This is a genomic window from Pseudomonas sp. Fl5BN2, from assembly GCF_009908205.1.
Taxonomy (GTDB): Bacteria; Pseudomonadota; Gammaproteobacteria; order Pseudomonadales; family Pseudomonadaceae; genus Aquipseudomonas.
Window position 1 is genome coordinate 176,582 of sequence record NZ_JAAARL010000012.1, and the last position, 19,090, is coordinate 195,671.

Sequence of the window (19,090 nt, forward strand, 5' to 3'; positions counted from 1 at the left end):
GCCTTGCGTGATCTGCCTGCATTGGCGGCGCTGGTGCCGTGAAATGCGCCCCTATAAGAACAATCAGAGTGACCCGGTTATGCAAATGCATCTGTTGACTGAGCGCAGTAGCGTGTTTGTCCAAGCCGATCCTTATGCCGTGTCCGGCTACGTCAACCAGCACGTGGGCAGCCACTGCATCCGCCTGCCGCGGGCCGGCCATCCCCAGGCCAGCCTCAACCACCGTTCCCTGGCCAGCCTTGACCTGTGCAGCATCAGTTACGGCGGCAGTGTGCGCGTTACCTCGCCGGCGCTGGAAAGCATCTACCACCTGCAAGTGCTGCTGCGCGGGCATTGCCTGTGGCGCGGCCCGGGCGAGGAACACTACTTCGCGCCCGGCGAACTGCTGCTGATCAACCCCGACGATCCGGTGGACCTGACCTATTCCGATGACTGCGAAAAATTCATCATCAAGATCCCCACCCGCCTGCTGGAAGCGGCATGCGAGGAACAGCGCTGGCAGTACCCGGGGCAGGGCGTGCGCTTTCTCCAGCAGCGTTACCAGTTGCAGGACCTGGAAGGCTTTATCCAGTTGCTGAGCCTGCTGTGCGGCGAAGCCGAAGCCCGGGAAAGCATGCCCAAGGTCCAGGAGCACTACGCGCAGATCCTGGTCAGCAAGTTGCTGGGGCTGATGCAGACCAACGTCCAGCGCGGTGCCTTGGGTGCTTCGGCGGCGACCTTCGAACGCATTGCCGACTACATCGAGCGCAATCTCAAGCAGGACATCGGCTGCGCAGAGCTGGCGCAACAGGCGCGCATGAGCCTGCGCTCGCTGTACGGCCTGTTCGAGCGCAACGCCGGCACCACGCCGAAAAACTACATCCGCCAGAAGAAACTGCAACGGGTCCACGCTTGCCTCAACGACCCTGAGAGCCCGGTGCGCAACGTCACCGAACTGGCCCTGGATTTCGGCTTCCTGCACCTGGGTCGCTTCGCCCAGAGCTACCGCCAGCAATTCGGCGAACTGCCCTCCGACACCCTCAAGCGTCGCCACTGATCCCAGGCATCGGCCTCTTGTAGGAGCTGGCTTGCCAGCGAAGGCGTGCGTGAGGGCGATGCAAGGCTTGAGGGCTTCTTCGCCGGCAAGCCGGCTCCTACACACGACCATTTCAGATCCGGCCCGTAGGAGCTGGCTTGCCAGCGAAGGCGCGCGTGGGGGCGATGCAAGGCCTGAGGGCCTCTTCGCCGGCAAGCCGGCTCCTACACACGACCCTTTCAGATCCGGCCTGTAGGAGCTGGCTTGCCAGCGAAGGCGCGCGTGAGGGCGATGCAAGGCTTGAGGGCCTCTTCGCCGGCAAGCCGGCTCCTACACACGACCATTTCAGATCCGGCCCGTAGGAGCTGGCTTGCCAGCGAAGGCGCGCGTGAGGGCGATGCAAGGCTTGAGGGCCTCTTCGCCGGCAAGCCGGCTCCTACACATGACCATTTCAGATCCGGCCCGTAGGAGCTGGCTTGCCAGCGAAGGCGCGCGTGGGGGCGATGCAGGGCTTGAGGGCCTCTTCGCCGGCAAGCCGGCTCCTACACAGTTCGCCGTCGGGGCCTTTGCAGAAAACGGATACAGGTCTGCACGCAACGGCTATTGCCCGCCCAACCCCCGCCCTAGCATGGAGCTGCCTGAACAAAAACAATGGAGGCGGTGGCCATGACCCTGCGACCCGAATACCTGCACTCCCTGCTTGAAGAAGACCGCGACCAGGGCGTCTACCGCTGCAAGCGCGAGATGTTCACCGACCCCCGGCTGTTCGATCTGGAGATGCAGCACATCTTCGAGGGCAACTGGCTGTACCTGGCCCACGAAAGCCAGATCCCCAACCCCAACGACTACTACAGCACCACCATGGGCCGCCAGTCGGTGTTCATTGCCCGCAACAAGAACGGCGAACTCAACGCCTTTATCAACGCCTGCAGCCATCGCGGTGCCATGCTCTGCCGGCACAAGACCGGCAACAAGGCCTCGTTCACCTGCCCATTCCACGGCTGGACCTTCAACAACTCTGGCAAGCTGCTCAAGGTCAAGGACCCGGCCGCCGCGGGCTACCCGGCCAGCTTCAACTGCGAAGGCTCCCACGACCTGACCCGCGTGGCGCGTTTCGAGTCTTACCGCGGCTTCCTGTTCGCCAGCCTCAACCCCGACGTGCGGCCCCTGGCCGAGCACCTGGGGGAGTCGGCGAAGATCATCGACATGATCGTCGATCAGTCCGCCGACGGCCTGGAAGTACTGCGCGGTTCCTCCAGCTACATCTACGAAGGCAACTGGAAACTCACCGCGGAGAACGGCGCCGATGGCTACCACGTCAGTTCGGTGCACTGGAACTACGCCGCGACCCAGAACCAGCGCAAGCAGCGCGAGGCCGGGGAAGACATCCGCACCATGAGCGCCGGCAGCTGGGCCAAGCAGGGCGGTGGTTTCTACTCCTTCGACAAGGGCCACATGCTGCTCTGGACCCGCTGGTCCAACCCCGAGGACCGGCCGCTGTACGAGCGCCGCGACGAATTGGCCCAGGACTTCGGCCAGGCCCGTGCCGACTGGATGATCGAGAACTCGCGCAACCTGTGCCTGTACCCCAACGTCTACCTGATGGACCAGTTCAGCTCGCAGATCCGCATCGCCCGGCCGATTTCCGTGGATCGCACCGAAATCACCATCTACTGCATCGCCCCCAAGGGCGAGAGTGACGCAGCCCGGGCCCAGCGCATTCGCCAGTACGAAGACTTCTTCAACGTCAGCGGCATGGCCACCCCGGATGACCTGGAGGAGTTCCGCTCCTGCCAGATGGGCTACCAGGGCAGCACCACGGCGTGGAACGACATGTCTCGCGGTGCCGAGCACTGGGTCGAGGGCGCTGATGAGGCGGCCAGGGAAATCGACCTGCATCCGCTCCTCAGCGGCGTGCGCACCGAGGACGAAGGGCTGTTCGTGATGCAGCACAAGTACTGGCAGCAGACCATGCTCGCGGCGCTGGAGCTTGAAGCCTCACGCCGGATTGACGTGGAGGCTGTGCAATGAATATTTCCTACGACGCCGTACGGGATTTCCTCTATCGCGAAGCACGCTACCTGGACGACAAGGACTGGGACAGCTGGCTGGAGCTCTACGCCCCGGACGCCACCTTCTGGATGCCTTCCTGGGACGACAGCGACCAGTTGACCGAAGACCCGCAGCGGGAAATCTCGCTGATCTGGTACGGCAACCGCAGCGGCCTGGAAGACCGGGTGTTCCGGATCAAGACCGAGCGCTCCAGCGCCAGCATTCCCGACACCCGCACCTCGCACAACCTGAGCAATATCGAGTTGCTGGAACACGGCGACGGCTGCTGCAAGCTGCGCTTCAACTGGCACACCCTGAGCTTTCGCTACAAGACCGTGGACAGCTACTTCGGCAGCAGTTTCTACACCCTGGACATGCGGGGGGAAAACCCGCTGATCCAGGCCAAGAAAGTCATCCTGAAGAACGACTACGTTCGCCAGGTCGTCGATATCTACCACCTCTGAGGCGACTGCCATGAGCCATCAAATCGCACTCAATTTCGAAGACGGCGTGACCCGTTTCGTCAGCGCCAATGCCGGTGAAACCGTGGCCGACGCCGCCTACCGCCAGGGCATCAACATCCCCCTGGACTGCCGCGACGGCGCTTGCGGCACCTGCAAGTGCTTTGCCGAAGCCGGGCGTTACGAGCTGGGCGAGGACTACATCGAAGACGCCCTGAGCGCCGACGAAGCCGAGCAGGGTTTTGTCCTCACCTGCCAGATGCGCGCCTTGAGCGACTGCGTGGTGCGGGTGCCTGCTTCTTCTGCGGTATGTCGCGCCGGGCAGGCCAGCTTCGACGCGCAGATCAGCCGCCTGCAGCAACTCTCCGACAGCACCATTGCCTTGTCGATCAAGGGCGAGGCCCTGAGCCGGCTGGCGTTCCTGCCGGGGCAGTACGTCAACCTCGGGGTGCCCGGCAGCGGGCAGACCCGGGCCTATTCCTTCAGCTCGCTGCAGCGCGATGGCGAGGTCAGCTTCCTTATTCGCAACGTGCCTGGCGGGCTGATGAGCAGCTTCCTCACCGGGCGGGCCTTGGCCGGCGACAGCATGACCCTGGCCGGCCCCTTGGGCAGCTTCTACTTGCGGGACATCCGCCGGCCCTTGCTGTTACTGGCTGGCGGTACCGGGCTGGCGCCGTTCACCGCCATGCTGGAGAAAATTGCCGAGCAGGGCAGTGAACACCCGCTGCATTTGATTTATGGCGTGACCAACGACTTCGATCTGGTGGAGCTGGATCGCCTGGAGGACTTTGCTGCGCGCATCCCCCACTTCAGCTTCAGCGCCTGCGTGGCCAGCCCCGAGAGCCAGTACCCGCGCAAGGGCTACGTGACCCAGCACATCGAGCCGGCGCACTTGAACCAGGGTGATGTCGATGTCTACCTGTGCGGCCCGCCGCCGATGGTCGAAGCGGTGAGCCGGTACATCCGCGAGCAGGGCATCGTCCCGGCGAACTTCTACTTCGAAAAATTCGCCGCCAGCGCCGCCTGAAGAACGCCTCGCGCTGTAGGAGCTGGCTTGCCAGCGAAGGCGTCTCCAAGAGCGCTGCAAGGCTCAAGGGCCACTTCGCCGGCAAGCCGGCTCCTACGGAATCCCGTACGGCAAGGCATAGCGTTGTAGGAGCTGGCTTGCCAGCGAAGGCGTCTCCAAGAGCGCTGCAAGGCTCAAGGGCCTCTTCGCCGGCAAGCCGGCTCCTACGTTGAGCAGCGTCCTTGCCATCCTTTTGCACTCACGAGGTCTGCATGAACCGTTTCCACAATCAAGTCGCCCTGGTTACCGGCGCCGCCCAAGGCATCGGCCGTCGCGTTGCCGAACGCCTGGCCGAAGAAGGCGCCCGGGTGGTGCTGGTGGACCGCTCGGAACTGGTCTTCGAACTGGTCGCCGAACTCAGTCCGCAGTACCCGGTGCTGGCCCTCACTGCCGACCTGGAGCAGTACCCCGAATGCAGCCGGATCATGGCGGCGGCCATCGCCCACTTCGGCCGCCTCGACATCCTCATCAACAACGTCGGCGGCACCATCTGGGCCAAGCCTTTCGAGCACTACGAGGCCGAGCAGATCGAGGCCGAAGTGCGCCGCTCGCTGTTCCCGACCCTGTGGTGCTGCCACGCCGCCTTGCCCTACATGCTGGAGCAGGGCAGCGGCGCTATCGTCAATGTCTCGTCCATCGCCACCCGCAGCCTCAACCGCGTGCCCTATGGCGCCGCCAAGGGTGGGGTCAATGCACTTACCGCCTGCCTGGCGTTCGAAACCGCCGGGCGTGGAGTGCGGGTCAACGCCACCGCTCCCGGCGGCACCGAAGCGCCGCCGCGGCGCATCCCGCGCAACAGCGCGGAGCAGAGCGCAGAGGAAAAAGTCTGGTACCAGCAGATCGTCGACCAGACCCTCGACAGCAGCCTGATGAAACGCTACGGCAGCGTCGATGAACAGGCCGCAGCGATTCTGTTCCTGGCTTCCGATGAGGCTTCCTACATCACTGGGATGGTGATGCCGGTGGGCGGAGGAGATCAGGGCTGAGGGTGCATTGATTAACCGCCACGGGCACAGGCTCAGTCAGGCCAACAGCAGAGCGAGCCGGCAGGTCGAATCCGTGCGCGGCCCGGCTGCGTCGCGCTGACTGGCAGGGTAATCCCTGGGTCATGCCCCTGGAGTAGGTTCTACCGGCACACCGTGCGAATGCGATTTCTAAAACAACAACAATAAGAGTCAGATGCCATGCGCAATATAGATTGCAACACCTTGATCGATGAGGCCCGCTTCAACCCTTTCCACTGGCGCGTGCTGTTCTGGTGCGCGCTGATCATCATCTTCGACGGCTACGACCTGGTGATCTACGGCGTGGTGCTGCCGGTGCTGATGCGTGAGTGGGGACTGACCCCGCTGCAGGCCGGGGCCCTGGGCAGCTACGCACTGTTCGGCATGATGCTCGGCGCGCTGTTTTTTGGTTCGCTGTCGGACCGTATCGGACGCAAGAGAGTCATCGCCGTCTGCGTGATCCTGTTCAGCGGCTTCACCGTGCTCAACGGCTTTGCCCGCAACCCCACGGAGTTCGGCCTGTGCCGCTTTATCGCCGGCCTGGGCATCGGCGGAGTGATGCCCAATGTGGTGGCGCTGATGAGCGAGTACGCGCCGAAGAAGATCCGCAGCACCCTGGTGGCGATCATGTTCAGCGGCTACTCGGTGGGCGGCATGCTCTCGGCCGGGCTGGGCATTGTGCTGCTGCCGAACTTCGGCTGGCAGTCGGTGTTTTATGTGGCGGCGATTCCCTTGCTGCTGTTGCCGCTGATCCTCAAGTACTTGCCGGAATCGGTGGGCTTCATGCTGCGCCAGGGGCGTGAGCAGGAAGCCCGCGAAGTTCTACAGCGCATCGAGCCGGGTTTTGTCCCGCAGGCGGGTGATCGCTTTGTCCAGGCCTTGCCCCAGGCCGCCGGTGCGCCGGTGCTGCAATTGTTTCGCCAAGGCCGTGCGCTGAGCACGCTGATGCTCTGGGTCGCGTTTTTTTGCTGCTTGCTGATGGTCTATGCCTTGAACTCCTGGCTGCCCAAGCTGATGACCAGCGCCGGTTATGGCCTGGGTTCGAGCCTGACGTTCCTGCTGGTACTGAACTTCGGGGCGATTTTCGGCGCCGTGGGCGGCGGCTGGATCGGCGACCGCCTGGCGCTGCACAAGGTCCTGGTGGGGTTCTTCCTGATCGCGGCGCTGTCCATCAGCCTGCTGGGCTTCAAGAGCCCGATCCTGGTGCTGTATCTGTTGATTGCGGTCGCGGGCGCCAGCACTATCGGCACGCAGATCCTCGCCTATGCCTGTGTCGCCCAGTTCTATCCGATGGCCATGCGCTCCACCGGCTTGGGCTGGGCTTCGGGCGTGGGCCGCAGCGGCGCGATTGTCGGGCCGCTCCTCGGCGGGGCACTGGTGGGTATCGAGTTGCCGTTGCACTACAACTTCATGGCCTTCGCCGTTCCCGGCGCCGTGGCGGCCCTGGCCATGTGCTTCGTTTACTCACGCGAGCCCAAGGTGCTGCCACTGGCTGCCAGCGCCTAGCGATTGAATGGACGCAGCGCCGGCGCTCATGCCGGTGCTCACTTATCAGCTTTCGGAGCGAGCATGCACAGCCTGTTCAAGGACTTTTCCCTGTCCGCCGTGGTGGCCGGTTTTATAGCCACCTTGATCTCCTACGCCGGCCCCCTGGTGATCGTGTTCCAGGCCGCCAAGGCGGCGGGCCTGCCCCAGGAGGTGCTGTCGTCCTGGGTCTGGGCCATCTCCATCGGCAGCGGGGTACTGGGCATCGTCCTCAGCCTGCGCTTCAAGGTGCCGGTGGTGATTGCCTGGTCGGCGCCGGGTTCGGCGCTGCTGGTGGGGCTGCTGCCGGGCATCGGCCTGAACGAGGCGGTGGGCGCCTACCTGGTGGCCAGCGCGATCATTGTGCTGGTGGGCCTGTGCGGCATCTTTGACAAACTCATCGGCAGACTGCCAGCGGCGATTTCCGCGGCAATGCTGGCGGGTATCCTGTTCAGCTTCGGCACCCAATTGTTCCGCTCGATCCAGGACAAGCCGCTGCTGGTGGGAGCAATGTTCGCCACCTACCTGCTGTTCAAGCGCCTGTGGCCACGCTACGCGGTCCTGGCGGTGCTGCTGGTGGGCTGCGTGCTGTCCCTGGGCAGCGGCGAGATCGACCGCTCGGCCCTGGTCATCGGCCTGGCCGCGCCCCACTGGATCACTCCGGCCTTCAGTTGGCACGCAGTGTTCAACGTCGCCTTGCCGCTGGTAGTGGTGGCCTTGACCGGGCAATTCGTGCCGGGCATCGCCGTACTGCGCAATGACGGCTACTCGACGCCAGCCAGCCCGATCCTCGCCAGCAGCGGCCTGGCCAGCCTGTTGCTGGCCCCGTTCGGCTGCCACGGCCTGAACCTCGCGGCGATCACCGCAGCCATCTGCACCGGCCGCGAGTCCCATCAAGACCCGGACAAACGTTATGTCGCCGGAGTCATGGGCGGGGTGTTCTACCTGCTGCTGGGGATCTTCGGCGCGACCCTGGTCTCGCTGTTCAGCGCCTTTCCCCGAGAGCTGATCGCGGCCCTGGCGGGGCTGGCGCTGTTTGCCGCGATTGGTGGTTCACTGACCCATGCCATGGCCGTGCCGGCTGATCGCGAAGCCGCGCTGATCACCTTCCTGGTTAGCGCCTCGGGTATGTCTTTGTTTGGCTTGTCGGCGGCGTTCTGGGGGCTGATCTTTGGTCTTGCGGCCCACGCGGTGCTCAGTTGGCGCCGAGCGCCAGTCAGGGTTGGCGAAGTCGCTCAGGGCCGGAACTGATCCACCAATCGCAGCTACTGGCTGGCGAGTTGATTAAGCGGGTTGCTGACCTGGGCCGACTCGTCGGCCTGGGCGCTCAAGGTTTCGGCGACCCGGCGGCTCGCCGTGACATCGCGGTTGACCTCTTCGGCCACCACGCTTTTCAGGTGTGCAGGGGAATGGCATAGGGGGCAGGGTGATCGGCGGAGCATCGGCCAATGGCCGCGATGATTTGGCCATCAGCTAAGCGACGATCTCTGCTGTGCTCATATCCACGTGCAGCATGTCTGGATCGCCAAACCACTCCTCGGGCCAGAAGATCAGGTCCGAGGCATTGGCATCCGCGAAGTTGGTCTCCAGCAGCCCCAGGGCGTAGCCCACATCCGATTCTGTGCCCTCGCACTTGCAGATGAATTCTGTCAGCGCACAGGCTGCTTCGAAGCTTAGATCGTCGACGTACTTTTCCTGGTGAAACGCCGTGCGGATAAAGTTCTGCGCATCGGTGTGGCTGTGCATAACGCGAAATTCGTGGAACTCAAAAGCGGCGGTTAGCGTGGCTGCTCCACTGCTGGATCAGCGCGCTGATCTCGGGACTTTCTCGTTCCTGGTTGTCCCAGGTCTTGTCCAGAATGTCGCTCAGTAGCGCCTTCATCAACGCGCACTTTTTTGGCGTTGGGCGTAGGGGTTTCATCCGGTCCGGGATGGGCATGTCCTTCTCCCTGATAGTCATTTCTTGTCGATACCGGCTTGCCGACGGAAGCGTCCGTGAGGGGGCTGCCTTTTTACACTTGACGATTATTATCGTTCCTTCCCCTCACCTGGGGCGTCACTGTCGATCCAGCGTTCAATCTGCACGGCGTCTGCAACGATCAGCCCCCTTTCAGTGTGCATCGCGTGAGTGATGCCGGTTTTTTTCAGCGTTGGCCTGGCAGCCGCTAAGGCAACTTCAAACTGGCCAATGCCGCCTTGCCTTGTGGCGACAGCACCGGCGCCAGCTGTTCCCAGGTGAAACTCAGCTCATTGTCGCAACTGTCACCGTAGGCGGGGGTCGAGAGTTGCAGGCCCTGGGTGTTGAAGCTCAGGTCGTAGTTCGAATAGCTGCTGACGGCCGGGCAGTCGGCGTCCTTGGTGGTCTGCTTTTCGAGCCACATGGCGAAGCCGGGGGCCAGTTTCACCTGGCCGGAGTAGGCGTCGTACCACTGCTGGCGGCCGCCTAGCCAGGTCCAGGGATCGACGCTTTCGCCGGTCTTAAGGTTCCAGCTGTGCAGGCCCCAGCTGATGCCATTGCGTCCGGTACCGGCGGCCCAGCGATAGAACCTGACGGTGATCCACTGTGACGACCAATAGTGGGGCTCGACCGTGATTTCGCTGGTGTAGCCGGAGCCGTTGCGGCCCAGGTATTCGCGGCGCTCGCTGAAAAACTCCTCCTGGCCCTCGGGGCTGATCGCCAGGCGCTCCAGCTGCCGGTTGATGTTCTTCAGCGCCGGGCTGTCACCCTCCAGTCGGAGGCTGACCTGGGCGCCTTGGGTCCTGAGCTGGTAGCGGTGTTCGCCGAAGCTTTTGTTCACCACCTTGAGCGCCAGCGGCGCAGCCTCCATGGGCCCGTTATAGGCGTCGCCGCCACAGCCTTCGGTACTGATGCGGGTCAGTGCCAAGGGTAACGGCGCAGCGCCCGGAGCCTTACTCCAGGTGCCGCTGAGGCGATCGCCCTGGGGCGCATCGAGCTGCCAGAAGCCAGTCTTGCGGTCCTCGACCCAGGGCTCGCCGGCCTGGGCCTGAGTCAGCTGGATCGGCGTGACAAAACGCTGGTAGTAGTAGCTGCCGTTGCTGTTGGGGGCAGCGTTGAAACAGGCGGTAATCGCCGATTTTCCCAGGGTGCCTTGCCACACCCCGGCGAGGTCGGTGGACGCGGCGCTGGCGTAAGCTGAAATGCCGGCCAGGGCCAGAATGGACAAGGGCTTGAGCATGGGGATCGGACTTCCAGTTGTCTGACGGGCGCGCATCATAGCTGAAACCTCGCGACGGCTGATGCCCCGGCCCTGAACAGCCCGCAGCGCGCCTAGCCTTCTTGGGGAAGGGCGTAGGGCAGAGTGATCAGCGGGGCATCGGCCAATGGCCGCGAGGATTTCGCCATCAGGTAAGCGACTATCTCTGGCGAGCTGATTTCCACGTGCAGCATGTCCGGATCGCCAAACCATTCGTTGGGCCAGAAGATCAGGTCCGAGGCATTGGCCTCGGGGAAGTTGGTTTCCAGCAGACTCAAGGCGTAGTCCACGTCCGACTCCGTGCCCTCGCACTTGCAGATGAAATCCGTCAGGGCGCAGGCCTCTTCGAAGCTCAAATCCTCTACGTACTTCTCTCGATGAAAGGCCGTACGCAGAAAGTTCGCCGCGCTGGTATGGCTGTGCATATCGCGAAATTCGTGGAACTCGAAAGGCCGTCCGGCGTGGCAGTTCCATTGCTGGATCAGCGCGCTGATCGCGGGGCTTTCCCGTTCCTGGTTGTCCCAGATCGTGTCGAGGATCTGCTTGAGCAAGGCCTTCATCAACGCGCGTATTTTCGGCGTCGGTGGTGTTGGTTTCAGCCGTTCCGGCATGGCCATGTGTGTCTCCCTGATGGTCATTTCATGTTGCTGGCGAATCGGGCCGCAAGATCGCCTTCGCCGGCAAGCCGGCTCCTACGGGGATGCAGCGATTGTGATGGCGGGCCCGTGTAGGAGCTGGCTTGCCAGCGAAGAGGCCCGCAATATCACCCCCTTTTCCCGAGCGGCGCACAGAATAGTCCCTGCGCGCCGCCGACTAAAGCGCCGACCCCAGCCGCAACAGCGCGCACAACCCACCCTCAGGCCGATTGCGCAGTTCCAGGCGGCCACCGATCTTGCCAACAATCATCTGCACAATCGCCAGCCCCAGCCCGGCGCCATTGGCGTTGCCCTGGCTGTAGAAACGCTCCAGCAAGCGCTCGCGCTGCTGCTCGTCGATACCGGGCCCGGCATCTTCCACGCACAGCTGCGTCGCGCCATCCCCCAGGACCAACCCTTCTTCGCCTACCTGCAAACCTCCGGCAACCACCGCCCGTTCACCATCCCCAAGGACAACGACGGCTTCCAAACTCAGAACCTGCCCCTGGAACAAGTCCAGGCCGCAGGCTCCCGCAGCCTGGAGCAATACAACGCCGTACGCCTGCTGGACTTCAACATCGGCCGCCTGCTGGACATCGCTAAGGCGGGTGGCTACTACGACAACACGATTTTCGTGTTCTTCGGCGACCACAACACCCGCATCAGCCAGATCCCCCACATGGCTCCTGCGTTTGAACAGCTAGGGCTGGAAAGCAACAACGTACCGCTGCTGATTCATGCGCCGGGGATGCTGCAGCCCAAGGTGATCGAAGAAGCCGTCGGCCTCGCCGACCTGCTACCCACCGTAGCCGGCATGGCAGGGATGCCCTTCACCAATGGCGCCATGGGGCGGGATATTCAACAGCCCGCACCGGAAGGCGAGCGCGTGGTGCTGCTGGTATTGAGGGAAGGGTCCTTTCCAGTGATTGGCGGCGTGACCAAGGATTTTTTGTTGCAGATGCAGCACGACGGCAGTGGCGCGACCTTGCATGACCTAGCGTCAAACACCCCGCGTGAGGATGTGGCGCAGGAGCATCCGCAAGAGTTTGAGCGGTTGCTGGAATTGACGCGGGGGATGCATGAGGGGGCGCGGTTGATGTTGTATCGGAATGTGCGGTGACACCGCACAGCCATCGGTTGACGCCGGCCCGTGTAGGAGCTGGCTTGCCAGCGAAGGCGGCCTAAAAGACACGGGGTAAATCGGCCTTTACCCCGTGCTCTTCTTTCTCGTACTTCTGATTGTTTAGCCCGCTGGCTTATTGGCATCCAGCAACGAATCCACCACCGCTCTAGCCATTTCCACCGAATGAATCATCGACCAAATCAACCCACGCTCCACACCGCTGGCGCGCTCGGTAATTTCATCGCTGACCTGTACCGCGCAGTCCAGCAGCAACGACACATGCACCAACGCTTCTTCAGCATTGATGCCGGGGCGGACATTAAACATGGATTGATGACCTACGGACGTAGGCACGGTGTCTTTCAGGCTATTGAGGATCGAACTCTCAGCGTTACTCGCCGCCAAGGCCAAGCGAATGCGCTGAGTATCGATATCGTGCTCGGTGTTTCTGAATTGTCCGGGCAAGGACAGGGGCGGATCGGGAACGAGCTTTTTCATGGTGCATCTCCAATGTGAATGGAGCTGCCAGCTATCGCTGCTAAACGAAGGAGTGGCAGCTGTACGCAGGTTAGCAGACCGGTCACATTGGAAACCGGCGCACCCGAAGGTGCCCTGCGCACAGCCACCATAAAAAGCAGAAGAAAAATTCTGCCAACAGGTGACGTCGATGCGCCCAATGTGATGTTTCGAGCTGCTAAACCCGATCACTGATATGCAGTGATGAACCGAGCCTAGCCAGCCGGAGTATCAGGCGCAAGCGGGTGGGATTCTCTAGGAAAAGTCGCTCAATAGAAAGGGACTAGCCTTACGTGGAGTTGTGAATTGGGTGGTGAATATGGCTCCTGAAGGGCAGAGAGGACAGTGTTTAGTCTTCGCTAGCCTTCCAGTGATGGCTGGATTGAGTACGCCATCACCGGAATTGGAAACGTGACTAACGGCACCTACAAAGCTGACTCGCCCTCTGCCAGTCGGTTGGCAAAATATGGCGCCATCTCTGAGTCGGTACAGTACAGGTAGCAGCCCTTCATTCCTCGGGTCATCAAGGTCCGGTAGGTGTTCTTGATGATGAGTTACGATTCCCTGGGCATGCTGACTGCCGGCGCGGGAAGCGGGCTACAGTCAGCATTATTTGAAAGTCGTTAGGAGTTGTGTCAGTCAAATCCAGGATGCTGGAATTAGACCATCTCCTTTGACGTTCCAATTCTCCACGGAATGGGTGAGTGGGATGTCTTTCCAGATCTCTTTGCCTGCGTGTTCCAGAACAATGATCTGGAGATGAAACTTCGAGCGCGTTAATCCTTCTGATAAGACTTTGAAAATTCGCTGAGTTGCAAGAACGTCTGTAGGGCGTTTTTTCTTCAGCTCCTGAACATCGTCGTCAAGGCTGTTATCGCCGCTGTTGCTGCTTGGGAAATACACTTGGCTTGGCTGGTCGACCACTAGGAAACTGAAGGGCGGCAAGTGCGTATTTTGTTCAAGCGACAGGTACTCGTGGATTGCGAGGAACGCTGCAATGTGATACCCCATCCAGTTGGCGCCGCTACCAACTTCCCACAGATAATCTTTTCGATTCCCATGGCTGTCAAAACGGAGCGTCAATTCTTTTCTATCGAGTTTGATTTGCGATCCTTCTGGAGCCTCTAGACCTCCGAAGGCATCAGCATAGTCACCAATCAACTCTCCAATTGTGTGATCGACCCTACGTTCTTGCTCGGTACGATCCGTCAAGCTGAGTGTGTTGTCGAAGTCCCGGATGATCTTATCTAACTCCTTCAGGCGCGCTAGGATTTTAGCATCGACGGAAGTTGGGCCGATGCGTTTAAGTAGTCCAGATATATTGCCTGCGAGAAAATAAATCTGGCCGATCGCGCTTTTTAGCTTTTCATCCCTGGCCAGGATTTCATTCTTTTCAGTGCGCAGTTTGGATAACGTTTTCTCTTCTGCGGACAGCTTGCGCTTTAGACTGGAAAGTCGGTTATCGACCACAGGGTTTTCCTGTAGCACATCGGATATCTGAGTGATCTTATTGACCTTTGCCTCAAGGTTTTGGATGACTGCGGGAAGAACTGACGTGGTTGAGCCGCATGCCACACACTCTCCTTTCGGCTGAATGTTCTTTTTTAGCCAGTCAAGACCGATTACGTGCGATCTTTCAATATCGATAGCATCAACGAATTTTTTGCTGCTTTGGGAAAGGCTGCTGTACCCGCTGATGTCGGTAGCGAGGTTTTCTACTATTTCCTGCTGAGCAACTTCTTTAGCTAGGGCGGTCTCAAAAGTTTGGTTTGCGTGCAGGCGATTGGGCTGTAAGAGTGTGTGTTCGAGTCTGTTCTCGTTATAGGCATCAACCACGGATCGTAATAGGGAGATTTTGCTTTCAATGGCTTCGGGTACTTGGGTGGCTAACAAACCAATTTCGATGCAGTTGTGTAGCATCTTATTTACTTCGTGATTCCAATTATTTTTTGTGCGTTCAAGAACGGTAAGTTCCTTTTGGAGAGCTTCCCTCTCTTTAGCCGCCTCTTCACGTCGACGCTCAGTCATTACGTAGTCGGCATTCACGATGCCTAGAGCGTAAGGCATTGCTCGAGTAAGGCGCTCCTTGTGCGTCCACGAATCGGTTTTGAAAAACAAAGTATTTGGGTTTGCAACGATGTGCTGGGGCAAATAGTTGAAGGCCGCCATGTCCCGGAAAGAACTTCTGCTGTCCAGTTTGGATGGCTGATCTTCATCCGAGTGTGGTAGATCGCTTACCCTGACCAGACTGTTGAATTTTTCCTTAAACGCCGTCACATTTAAGTTGCAAGGCAAAATTTCTGGTAGCACTCCGATATAACGTGCGAGATAGTAGTCGCTGGATGTTTGTTTTGCCCCTGGAGTTCTTCTCGCGACAAGCCAGGTTTCGTGGTGAATAGTAATTTTTAGTCCGAACCATTCGACTTTGTTTCTGATGAATCCAATTGGGATCTGGCACTTACTTGAGCCGAGTGCGTAGTCAATGATGTGAACAATCGATGACTTGCCAGTGCCGCTCAGACCATGAAGTATGTTGATTTTTCCAGGTTCAAACTTTATTTCCCTGATAGGGTTTGCCTGATTCTGAGGCCACAGTAATACTGCATTAATCTCGAATTTCATTGGGGATCCCGAATAGCAATTTATAGATTTGAGGCGTTGAGACGCTAGCTAACCAACTGGACAGCTGTTTGGTAGTTTTGAGCATCTCAGCAGGTATCGACGTTTTTGTGCCCTTCGGCCATCGGGTAATAAGGCTTGTGAATACATCACCGTCTTCGCCTGACCATTTTTCTACCAGTTTGCTTGCAATTGCGAGGTTCAGTCCCTGTAGAGTTGAGGCGGTGTACTCCTGAACGCGACGTTCTAGATCAATCTTCAGAACCGGAGAGTCACGAAGAACGCTATCTATAGCAGAGCTAGTGTATTTCTTAGAGAGCGCTGCACTGCTAGATGGACTCCAGATAATAGGGAGTAACAATAAAAGTTTGGGCAGGTCAATAGGATGATCGCTTCCTGAATATTCGTATTCGTATATGAAATAAGCAAGTAAGAAACAGGCAAGAGAGCTGTTGTGGATCAGGTGTCGATCCATATACAGGGCATTCACTCATCACACTCCTGAGTCTGGTGCCAATGAATTGGATAGTCAGTGTCGACACCATTTGCCTGGTGGTGGTATATGCCCATAAACAAATAGCGGAAATTTGATTTGACACGGCCAATGGTCAGGGAGAACGTGGGTGGGGTAGATGTTTGCAAGAAAATCTCCCTAAAGTCTTCTTCTCCAAAATTTTCAGGTTCTTTGCCTGATCTGATACTTTGAGCATCGCAGTTTGCCTTCCACCGATCACTCAGCTCTGATTCAACCTCGCACAGGTTGCTCGGGAGTATACGATTGGAATTTAACAGTCGAGTTCGTTCGGAGTAAGCAGCCCAGTAATGGCCCAACTCAGCCTGGATAGGTCTTTGTGGGAGTTTTATTTTTTTAAGCTGTTCTATGAATGGAAGTTCTAGTGCTTCGTACTCGTCAATCAATTGTATGAAGTCAGTCTGCTCTTGAGTCAGTGGCTTCCAAGCTTCCTCAAAGAATTTTTCAAATAGCATGTGTTTTCGGGTGAAGAAAGGTTTTGAGGTTGTCCAGAAGGGAATGCTTTTTTTCCACGAGGCCTGGCATTCGGCGAAAAGTTGCCCCAACAAACTTTGATAAATAGTCTCGTGACAATGATCAAGCCCGTCTGGAAACTGAAGGGCTGCGTAGATGGCCTCTTTGAGAGTCTCGTCATCCATGGCGTCGGCGACGTGGAAGCGAGTGATGACAAAGGCGAGGTCTTCATCACTGAAACTAGTCACTTCTGCGGCTATTTCTGCGACTGAACCGGACATACTATGTGCATGCTGGCGCAAAGCTTCGATTGCCTTGGTCACCGAGTTAGGGCAGCTAGCATTTGAGAGAGTACTGACCAGCGTTCCCTCGGGCACAATGCGGTTTGTCACAAGTACGAATTCAAGAGAAGCGAATTCATTTTTTGCGACCGCCAGTCCATTGAGCCAGTTTCGAAATGTGTTCCAGACGTTCTTGCTACTGTCCTGGAGCGAATGGTTCACGCCGGTAGTCAGCTTATCCTGCTCTCGAATTGCTTTTGTCCCAATGGAGAGAGGTATCTGCTCTTCAACATCGTCAGCTGTTTCAATGCCAAAGCGCGTCTCTGTGTGAGTGCTATGAAAAATCCTGTGTAGTGCTCGCTCATACTGGAAGCCAAAGCCCGCCGCGCTTGCGCTTGCATTGCTATTCATAGTTCCTTCTCTCGGCATTGTTCGCTGTTAGCAATCAGTGGCGCGGAATCCAATCCGCAGAGGTAGTGAATTTACCCCGTAATGATGTCGTGTGGCTACTATCAGCGTATCCATTCGGCCAAGTCATCTAGCCAGCCTCGTAAAGCCACGATATGGCAGGCCCTTATATTTAAGTGGGTGCCAGCTCTAGTCTTGTGAGCGGGTATTTCATACAGCCACAACGTCGTTCTTACTCCAAGCCTAAGTCATTCAGGAGTGTGCCCATTCTGACGCTTCTAGTGCCAGAGTCGTACTTAGCTATAGTTTCAACGTAGGCTTCGACCATAGCTGCAATTGATCAGTGTTGCCTTCCGCCCTCCGTGTTTCAATTACCATTAACCCATCCCGCACATCTACCCCAACCTTCTTTGCTATCCTGCGCCCCTTTTCCCCACCGCAAGGAGCGCAGGCATGACCCAGCCCATTGGCAGTCGTAAGCAAACAAGGGCTGGCAAACAGCGTCACCTGCAACACCTCCTGTTCCGCCTGATCCCAGCACTCTTGCTCGGCATCGTGCTAATCACCCCAACCGCCCAAGCCAACCCCACCACCACCTACCGCGGCACCCTCGGCGACACCCCGGTTGAACTGGCCCTAACCTACGACTCCCAATACGGCGGCATGTCCGGCTATTGGTTTTCTGACTCCGAGCGCCTGCCAATGGCCTTGGAATCCACCCCCTTCCATCCCGGCTCTGGGCTCTTGATCAACATCATGGACAACCCAACCCTCCCCGCAGCAGCCGTGTCGTTGCAGCCGTTCGCCGAGGGGGCAGAGGCGCTGCAGGGCAGTCTGGTGGATTTGCGCACGGGCACGCAGCAGCCGTTGCAGTTGCAGCGGGTGACGCGCTTTGGTGGCAGTCAGCGGGAGGCGTTTGAGGGGGAGTTATTGCAGCCGGTGTTCGATCGAGATTTCTATTTCACCGTGCATGCCGCGCGCAAGGCCGGGGAGGAGATTGCCCGGGTGGACAGTATCCGGGTGATGAGCCGTGTAACGGGGCGGCGGGTGCAGGAGATCAGTGGGCAGTGGTGCATGTCGTCGGTCGGCACCAGGACGCTGACCTTCGGGCATTTTCATGATGAAGCGCGGATGGATTTCCAGGTCATGGGCTATCGCGTGGGTGAAGCCGATGGCCGTGTGGGGTGCACGCCGGTTCAGTATTACCTGTACCACCGGGAGGGCCGGGAATACCTGCGCCATCCGCAGTTGGAGCAGTTCGCGGTGGACGGTACGTTGCGCTTTTCCCCCAGTGGTCAGATGGAGTTCAGCAAGCAGGACTTTGTCAATTACGACAAGCGCACTCAGCGTTGGGATTATTACCGGGTGATCACTCCTGAGCGTTTGGAATATCTGTCGTCGGGCGAGGAGCGTTTCTGATGCGCGGGTTTGATGTTGCTCGGGGGTTGGCGGTGCTGGTGTTGGCGTTGTGGCTGTTGCCGGCGCAGGCGTCTCATGGGGTGTATGAGGGGACGCTGGGCAAGCAGGCGATTGTCTTGACCCTGGGCAGCCAGAACGCGGTGTACCAGGGTACCTATGCCTATCAGCGCTATCGCACGCCGATTCGTCTCAAGCCGACCTTCAACTTCAGCAACAAGGTGCTGGCCATGGATGAGCTGGACGGACAGGGTTTGCCGGTGGCGCGTTTGCAGTTCAATGACTTGATGAACTACCGCCAGCAGGAGCAGGTGCGCGGCACCTGGACCAGTTATCGCACGGGCAAGACTTTGCCGATTGCGCTGAAGCTGGTGGGCCTGGTGGATTCAGATCGTTCGTGGCCGCAGCCGGTCACCACGTTGTTGCAGAGCGCTTCCACCAAACGCTGGTATTTCCAGGTGCCGATGCCGGGCAGTGATCGGTGGATCACGACGGTGGAGGTGATGGACAAGGCCACCGGCAAGTTGTTGGTGAGCCTGGCGATCGCGGCACCGGGCTGCCCGAATCAGGGGGTGGATACCTTGCAGTTGCAGGGTGAGGGGGAGCAACTGCGAATTGCTTTCAAGGACTGCACGTTTCCGGGGTTTCGCTGGAATGAGGGCGGTGGGAGCTTTGCACCGTTGCCTTGAGGACCGTTGGTTGGCGCCCTTTGGGGACGTGGCGGCTAGTGGATTGGATGAGTCTGGTGTTGAACCTGGAAGTTGTGGAGC

Annotated in this window: 16 protein-coding genes and 3 pseudogenes; 10 read left to right on the forward strand and 9 right to left on the reverse strand. The window is 59.1% G+C overall.

All coding sequences use genetic code 11. The annotated features are described in order from the left end of the window. The first annotated feature begins 79 nt into the window (after nt 1–79). The 7 genes from GV819_RS18460 (at nt 80) to GV819_RS18490 (ending at nt 8,373) form a co-directional block, all read left to right on the forward strand. Entirely contained in the window at nt 80–1,036 is a 957-nt protein-coding gene (locus tag GV819_RS18460) for an AraC family transcriptional regulator (protein WP_161757482.1), read from the forward strand. A gap of 645 nt (nt 1,037–1,681) precedes the next feature. Further along, complete coding sequence (gene benA / locus GV819_RS18465) at nt 1,682–3,046, forward strand: benzoate 1,2-dioxygenase large subunit (RefSeq protein WP_161757483.1); 1,365 nt, start codon at nt 1,682–1,684, stop codon at nt 3,044–3,046. Then, the gene (benB, locus tag GV819_RS18470) at nt 3,043–3,531 is read left to right on the forward strand and encodes a benzoate 1,2-dioxygenase small subunit (RefSeq protein ID WP_161757484.1); all 489 of its coding nucleotides are present in this window, start codon (nt 3,043–3,045) and stop codon (nt 3,529–3,531) included. The genes benA and benB overlap by 4 nt, the downstream gene beginning before the upstream one ends. 10 nt (nt 3,532–3,541) lie before the next feature. Beyond that, on the forward strand, nt 3,542–4,555 hold the full coding sequence (gene benC / locus GV819_RS18475; RefSeq protein WP_161757485.1) for a benzoate 1,2-dioxygenase electron transfer component BenC: 1,014 nt from the start codon (nt 3,542–3,544) through the stop codon (nt 4,553–4,555). Nucleotides 4,556–4,806: 251 nt separating this feature from the next. Beyond that, nucleotides 4,807–5,580: a 1,6-dihydroxycyclohexa-2,4-diene-1-carboxylate dehydrogenase gene (locus tag GV819_RS18480; protein WP_161757486.1), complete on the forward strand. Its 774-nt coding sequence runs from the start codon at nt 4,807–4,809 to the stop codon at nt 5,578–5,580. A gap of 198 nt (nt 5,581–5,778) precedes the next feature. Next, on the forward strand, nt 5,779–7,104 hold the full coding sequence (locus GV819_RS18485; protein ID WP_161757487.1) for an MFS transporter: 1,326 nt from the start codon (nt 5,779–5,781) through the stop codon (nt 7,102–7,104). A gap of 63 nt (nt 7,105–7,167) precedes the next feature. Beyond that, nucleotides 7,168–8,373, forward strand: coding sequence for a benzoate/H(+) symporter BenE family transporter (locus tag GV819_RS18490; protein ID WP_161757488.1), 1,206 nt, complete (start codon nt 7,168–7,170; stop codon nt 8,371–8,373). Between the two features lie 222 nt (nt 8,374–8,595). On the opposite strand, the gene GV819_RS33270 is transcribed toward GV819_RS18490, so the two are convergent. From GV819_RS33270 to GV819_RS18510, 4 genes and pseudogenes are all read right to left on the reverse strand, one after another. Continuing rightward, nucleotides 8,596–8,868: a hypothetical protein gene (locus GV819_RS33270; protein ID WP_256667532.1), complete on the reverse strand. Its 273-nt coding sequence runs from the start codon at nt 8,866–8,868 to the stop codon at nt 8,596–8,598. 419 nt (nt 8,869–9,287) lie between these two features. Beyond that, nucleotides 9,288–10,319, reverse strand: a complete 1,032-nt coding sequence (locus GV819_RS18500) for a hypothetical protein (RefSeq protein ID WP_161757489.1) — start codon at nt 10,317–10,319, stop codon at nt 9,288–9,290. 92 nt (nt 10,320–10,411) lie between these two features. Continuing rightward, on the reverse strand, nt 10,412–10,897 hold the full coding sequence (locus GV819_RS18505) for a hypothetical protein (RefSeq protein WP_256667533.1): 486 nt from the start codon (nt 10,895–10,897) through the stop codon (nt 10,412–10,414). A gap of 253 nt (nt 10,898–11,150) precedes the next feature. Continuing rightward, a pseudogene (locus GV819_RS18510) lies at nt 11,151–11,375 on the reverse strand (ATP-binding protein); the annotation flags it as partial. Here GV819_RS18510 and GV819_RS18515 point away from each other — a divergent pair. Next, nucleotides 11,358–12,092 (forward strand): annotated as a pseudogene (locus tag GV819_RS18515) (LTA synthase family protein); the annotation flags it as partial. The pseudogenes GV819_RS18510 and GV819_RS18515 sit on opposite strands and share 18 nt — an antisense overlap. A gap of 123 nt (nt 12,093–12,215) precedes the next feature. Here the strand turns inward: GV819_RS18515 and GV819_RS18520 are convergent. From GV819_RS18520 to GV819_RS18540, 5 genes and pseudogenes are all read right to left on the reverse strand, one after another. Beyond that, entirely contained in the window at nt 12,216–12,593 is a 378-nt protein-coding gene (locus GV819_RS18520) for a DUF6124 family protein (RefSeq protein ID WP_161757491.1), read from the reverse strand. A 443-nt stretch (nt 12,594–13,036) separates the two neighbouring features. Further along, a pseudogene (locus GV819_RS18525) lies at nt 13,037–13,165 on the reverse strand (DNA/RNA helicase domain-containing protein); the annotation flags it as partial. Between the two features lie 85 nt (nt 13,166–13,250). Then, nucleotides 13,251–15,233, reverse strand: coding sequence for a DUF3732 domain-containing protein (locus GV819_RS18530; protein WP_161757492.1), 1,983 nt, complete (start codon nt 15,231–15,233; stop codon nt 13,251–13,253). Next, nucleotides 15,217–15,720 (reverse strand): three component ABC system middle component, encoded by a 504-nt coding sequence (locus tag GV819_RS18535; protein ID WP_161757493.1) that lies wholly within the window; start codon nt 15,718–15,720, stop codon nt 15,217–15,219. Before GV819_RS18535 ends, GV819_RS18530 begins: the two co-directional genes overlap by 17 nt. Continuing rightward, the gene (locus GV819_RS18540; protein WP_161757494.1) at nt 15,717–16,907 is read right to left on the reverse strand and encodes an ABC-three component system protein; all 1,191 of its coding nucleotides are present in this window, start codon (nt 16,905–16,907) and stop codon (nt 15,717–15,719) included. The genes GV819_RS18535 and GV819_RS18540 overlap by 4 nt, the downstream gene beginning before the upstream one ends. Before the next feature lie 450 nt (nt 16,908–17,357). Between GV819_RS18540 and GV819_RS18545 the strand changes: the two genes are divergently transcribed. Then, nucleotides 17,358–18,323, forward strand: coding sequence for a hypothetical protein (locus tag GV819_RS18545; protein ID WP_161757495.1), 966 nt, complete (start codon nt 17,358–17,360; stop codon nt 18,321–18,323). Then, nucleotides 18,323–19,009, forward strand: a complete 687-nt coding sequence (locus GV819_RS18550; RefSeq protein WP_161757496.1) for a hypothetical protein — start codon at nt 18,323–18,325, stop codon at nt 19,007–19,009. The genes GV819_RS18545 and GV819_RS18550 overlap by 1 nt, the downstream gene beginning before the upstream one ends. Nucleotides 19,010–19,090 lie beyond the last annotated feature (81 nt).

What these genes read in the sequence shown, in the direction of transcription:
- GV819_RS18500 (WP_161757489.1), bottom strand. Translation starts at nt 10,319, where the DNA reads ATGCTCAAGCCCTTGTCCATTCTGGCCCTGGCCGGCATTTCAGCTTAC.
- benC (WP_161757485.1), top strand. Translation starts at nt 3,542, where the DNA reads ATGAGCCATCAAATCGCACTCAATTTCGAAGACGGCGTGACCCGTTTC.
- GV819_RS18520 (WP_161757491.1), bottom strand. Translation starts at nt 12,593, where the DNA reads ATGAAAAAGCTCGTTCCCGATCCGCCCCTGTCCTTGCCCGGACAATTC.
- benB (WP_161757484.1), top strand. Translation starts at nt 3,043, where the DNA reads ATGAATATTTCCTACGACGCCGTACGGGATTTCCTCTATCGCGAAGCA.
- GV819_RS18530 (WP_161757492.1), bottom strand. Translation starts at nt 15,233, where the DNA reads ATGAAATTCGAGATTAATGCAGTATTACTGTGGCCTCAGAATCAGGCA.
- GV819_RS18480 (WP_161757486.1), top strand. Translation starts at nt 4,807, where the DNA reads ATGAACCGTTTCCACAATCAAGTCGCCCTGGTTACCGGCGCCGCCCAA.
- GV819_RS18550 (WP_161757496.1), top strand. Translation starts at nt 18,323, where the DNA reads ATGCGCGGGTTTGATGTTGCTCGGGGGTTGGCGGTGCTGGTGTTGGCG.
- GV819_RS18505 (WP_256667533.1), bottom strand. Translation starts at nt 10,897, where the DNA reads ATGAAGGCCTTGCTCAAGCAGATCCTCGACACGATCTGGGACAACCAG.
- GV819_RS18490 (WP_161757488.1), top strand. Translation starts at nt 7,168, where the DNA reads ATGCACAGCCTGTTCAAGGACTTTTCCCTGTCCGCCGTGGTGGCCGGT.
- GV819_RS33270 (WP_256667532.1), bottom strand. Translation starts at nt 8,868, where the DNA reads ATGCACAGCCACACCGATGCGCAGAACTTTATCCGCACGGCGTTTCAC.
- benA (WP_161757483.1), top strand. Translation starts at nt 1,682, where the DNA reads ATGACCCTGCGACCCGAATACCTGCACTCCCTGCTTGAAGAAGACCGC.
- GV819_RS18545 (WP_161757495.1), top strand. Translation starts at nt 17,358, where the DNA reads ATGACCCAGCCCATTGGCAGTCGTAAGCAAACAAGGGCTGGCAAACAG.
- GV819_RS18460 (WP_161757482.1), top strand. Translation starts at nt 80, where the DNA reads ATGCAAATGCATCTGTTGACTGAGCGCAGTAGCGTGTTTGTCCAAGCC.
- GV819_RS18485 (WP_161757487.1), top strand. Translation starts at nt 5,779, where the DNA reads ATGCGCAATATAGATTGCAACACCTTGATCGATGAGGCCCGCTTCAAC.
- GV819_RS18540 (WP_161757494.1), bottom strand. Translation starts at nt 16,907, where the DNA reads ATGAATAGCAATGCAAGCGCAAGCGCGGCGGGCTTTGGCTTCCAGTAT.